This window comes from Vannielia litorea (assembly GCF_018424695.1).
Lineage (GTDB): Bacteria > Pseudomonadota > Alphaproteobacteria > Rhodobacterales > Rhodobacteraceae > Vannielia > Vannielia litorea_A.
The window spans coordinates 1-4,261 of sequence record NZ_QTNQ01000151.1 but is presented as its reverse complement, the minus strand read 5'-3'; the positions used below and the strand labels follow the sequence as shown (position 1 = coordinate 4,261).

The window sequence follows — 4,261 nt, the reverse complement described above, 5'->3', positions numbered from 1 at the left end:
GCCCCGCCCTTCTGCCCGACCCGGAAGAAGCCGCGGCCCTGCTGACCGAGCGCACCCGCGCCATTGTGCTGGTCAGCCCCAACAACCCCACCGGCGCGGAATACCCCAACGAGACACTGGCCGCCTTCCGTGATCTCGCCCGGTCGCGCGGCATTGCCCTGATCGTCGATGAAACCTACCGCGATTTCACCGCTCACCCCGGCGCGCCCCACGGGCTCTTCACCGATCCGGACTGGGACGATACGCTGATCCACATCTATTCCTTCTCCAAGACCTACCGGCTCACCGGCCACCGCGTCGGCGCGCTGGCCACCTCGCCCGCACGCCTTGCCGAGATCGAGAAGTTCATCGACACCGTCACCATCTGCCCCACGCCGCTGGGCCAGATGGCGGCCCTCTGGGGGCTGGAAAACCTCGGCCAATGGGTCGCCTCGCAGCGCGACGAGGTGCTCGCCCGTCAATCGGCGATGCGCGATGCCGCCCCCGCCCTCGCCGCCGCAGGCTGGCAACTGCGCGGGCTGGGGGGCTTCTTTGCCTGGGTCGAACATCCCTTTGCCGCCGATGCCACCGCCGTTGCCCGCGCGCTGGTGCGTGACGCCGCCGTGCTGGCCCTGCCCGGCACCTTCTTCACGCCCCACGGCGACCCGACAGGCAATGGGGCCCTGCGCCTCGCCTTCGCCAATCTCGATGCGCCCGGGATCGGCCAGCTTGGGGCCCGTCTGGCCGAATTCACAGGCCCCTGAGCACCCGCGCCCTTGCTCACCGGCCACGGCCCAGATAACAAACGCCAACTGCACACAAAGCATACGGGCGGAGACATGGCAGAGAGCGCGGGCAAGAAGGTTGGCAACATCGTGATCTGGGTGCTGATGGGGCTCCTGATCCTTGGCCTCGGCGGCTTCGGCGTCACCAATTTCGGCAGCTCGGTGCAATCCGTCGGTGCCGTCGGAGACGAGCCGATCACCGTCAACGACTACTACCGCGAAGTGCTCTCCGAGATCAGCGCGGCAGAGCGCGAGCAGGGCCGCCAGCTGACCCTCGCCGACGCCGAGCAACAGGGCATCCTCGCCCGCGTCCGCACCCGGCTCATCAACCGCGCCGCGCTCGATAACGAGGCTGCCCGCCTTGGCCTCTCGGTGGGCGACGCGCGGGTGCGCGATCAGGTGCTCGCCGCCCCCGCCTTCCAGGGGATCGACGGCAAGTTCGACCGCGCCGCCTACCAGGGCGTGCTGCGCAACCGGGGCCTGTCGGTGGAAGAGTTCGAAACCGGCATTCGCAAGGATACCGCCCGCACCATCCTGCAAGGGGCCGTGGTCGGGGGCGTGCCTGCGCCTCAGGTGCAGATTGACACGCTGATGGACTATTTCGGCGAACGCCGCAGCTTCCGCTGGGCCACCTTCGGCCCCGATCAGCTCGCCGAGCCGCTGCCCGAACCCTCCGAGGACGAGCTGAAAGCCTATTATCAGGCCAACACCCCCGATTTCACCCTGCCCGAGATGAAGCGCATCACCTTCGCCTGGGTGCTGCCCGACATGCTGTTGGACACCGTCGAAATCCCGGATGAGGCCGCCCGTGAGCTCTACAAGAGCAAGGAGGCGGAGTATCAGCAGCCCGAACGCCGCCTGATCGAACGGCTGATCTTCCCCTCCGAGGAGGCTGCCGCCGATGCCCGCGCCGCACTCGATGACGGCTCTGCCACCTTCCAGTCGCTGGTGGAGGCGCGCGGGCTGACGCTGGAAGATGCCGACCTTGGCGAACTGACACAGGCCGAGCTGCCCGCCGAGGCGGGCGAGGCGCTCTTTGCGCTCGAAGAGCCGGGCGTCGCCGGCCCCTTCCCCACCGATCTCGGCCCCGCGATCTTCCGGATGAACGGCATCCTCGCTGCCGTCAACGTGCCCTTCGAAGAGGCGCGTGCCGACCTCGTGGAGGAACTGGCCCAGGAGCGGTCGCGCCGGGTAATCTCCGACATGGAGATCGACGTCGAGGACAGGCTCGCCGAAGGCGCCACGCTGGAGGAACTGGCCGAAGAGACCGAGCTGGAACTCGGCACCATCGACTGGTGGGACGGCTCGGGCGAGGGCATCGCCAGCTACAACGGCTTCCGCGACGCCGCGCTCAATCTCACCCAGGATGATTTCCCGACCGTGATCCGGCTGGAAGACGGCGGCATCTTCGCCATGCGCCTCGATGAAACCCTCGAACCCCGCCTGCAAGAGCTGGACGCCGTGCGCGGCAAGGTGCTGGCCGGGTGGGAGGCCCAGGAAACCGAGAAGCGCCTGCGCGTGCAGGCTGCCGACCTTCAGGCACAGGTCGAGGCCGGGGCTGCGCTGAGCGCCTCCGAAGCCCCGGTGGACGAAGCCGAGACCCAGACCCGCGACACCTTCATCGACGGCACGCCGCCCGCGCTGGTCACCACCGCCTTCGAACTCGAAGAGGGCGGTCTTGCGATCATCGAAGGCTTCGGCAACGTCTACCTGCTGCAACTGAACAGCATCGACGGGATCGACCCCGAGAACGAGCGCATCGCGCTGCTCTCCCAACTGCTCGCGCAACAGGCCACCCAGTCGATCTCCGTCGATCTCTACTCGCTCTTCGCCCAGGCGCTGGCCGACCAGTCCGGCGTGCGCATCGACAACGGCGCGCTGACGCAGGTCCACGCCCAGATCGCCACCCAGTAAGGCCCCTGCCCCGCCATGAGCAGCATCCAACCGAGCTTTGAAGATTTCGCCCGCGGCTATGACGCGGGCGAAAACCAGGTTGTCTACACCCGGCTGGCCGCCGACCTCGACACGCCGGTCTCGCTCATGCTCAAGCTCGCCGGCGCGCGCGAAGACAGCTTCATGCTGGAGAGCGTCACCGGCGGCGAGGTGCGCGGGCGCTATTCCATCATCGGTCTCAAGCCCGATCTGATCTGGCAGTGTCACGGCGAAAACGCGCGGATCAACCGCCAGGCCCGCTTCGATCCGCAGGCATGGCAGCCCGAAGCCGCCGCACCGCTCGACAGCCTCCGCGCCCTTCTGGCCGAATGCCGGATCACCCTGCCCGATGATCTGCCCTCCGCCGCCGCAGGCCTCTTCGGCTACCTCGGCTACGACATGATCCGGCTGGTGGAGCACCTGCCCGACGTCCCCGAAGACACCCTCGGCCTGCCCGACGCGGTGATGATGCGCCCCACCGTGGTGGCCGTGCTCGACGGGGTAAAAGGCGAGGTCACGCTCGTGTCGCCCGCCTTCACCGCCTCCGGCCTCTCTGCCCGCGCCGCCTATGCCCAGGCCGCCGAGCGGGTGATGGACGCCCTGCGCGACCTCGATCGCGGCCTGTCGGGCGAAAGCCGCGAGCTGGAAGCGGCGCATGAAACCCCCGCGCCGGTCTCCAACTTCACCCGCGAGGGCTACAAGGCCGCCGTGGAGAAGGCCAAGGACTACATCCGGGCGGGCGACATCTTCCAGGTCGTGCCCTCGCAGCGCTGGTCGCAAAGGTTTGCCCTGCCCCCCTTCGCGCTCTATCGCTCGCTGCGGCGCACCAACCCCTCACCCTTCATGTTCTTCTTCAACTTCGGCGGCTTCCAGGTCATCGGCGCCTCGCCCGAAATCCTCGTGCGCCTGCGCGAAGGCGAAGTCACCGTGCGCCCCATCGCTGGCACCCGCAAACGCGGCGCAAACGAGGAAGAGGACCGCGCGCTCGAGGCTGACCTGCTCGCGGACGAAAAGGAGCTGGCCGAACACCTCATGCTGCTCGACCTGGGCCGCAACGACGTGGGCCGCGTCGCCAAGATCGGCACCGTGCGCCCGACCGAAGAGTTCATCGTCGAGCGCTACAGCCACGTCATGCACATCGTTTCCAACGTGGTGGGCGAGATCAACGAGGGCGAAGATGCCCTCTCCGCCCTGCTCGCAGGCCTGCCCGCCGGCACCGTCTCGGGCGCGCCGAAGGTGCGGGCGATGGAGATCATCGACGAGCTGGAGCCCGAAAAGCGCGGCGTCTACGGCGGCGGCGTCGGCTATTTCTCCGCCGATGGCGACATGGACATGTGCATCGCCCTGCGCACCGCCGTGCTGAAGGACGAAACGCTCTACATACAAGCTGGCGGCGGGGTAGTGTTTGACAGCGACCCCGAAGCCGAGTTCATGGAAACCGTGAACAAGAGCAAGGCGATCAAGGCCGCCGCCGACGACGCGGCCCGCTTCACCCGGCGCGGCAACAGCTGATCGCGCCCCTGTTCATTTTCTTGCTGAAAATATCTCCGGGGGGTGTGGGGGGC

Annotated in this window: 3 protein-coding genes; all 3 read left to right on the top strand. The window is 67.8% G+C overall.

The annotated features are described in order from the left end of the window. Positions 1-743, top strand: a 743-nt coding sequence (locus DYI42_RS23275; RefSeq protein ID WP_213549422.1) for an aminotransferase class I/II-fold pyridoxal phosphate-dependent enzyme, incomplete at its 5' end; no start/stop codon positions are given. A gap of 75 nt (positions 744-818) precedes the next feature. Then, the gene (locus DYI42_RS23270) at positions 819-2,678 is read left to right on the top strand and encodes a SurA N-terminal domain-containing protein (protein WP_213549420.1); all 1,860 of its coding nucleotides are present in this window, start codon (positions 819-821) and stop codon (positions 2,676-2,678) included. Positions 2,679-2,693: 15 nt separating this feature from the next. Beyond that, a complete protein-coding gene (trpE, locus tag DYI42_RS23265; RefSeq protein ID WP_213549417.1) occupies positions 2,694-4,208 on the top strand; it encodes an anthranilate synthase component I in 1,515 nt (504 codons plus the stop codon). Positions 4,209-4,261: the final 53 nt, after the last annotated feature.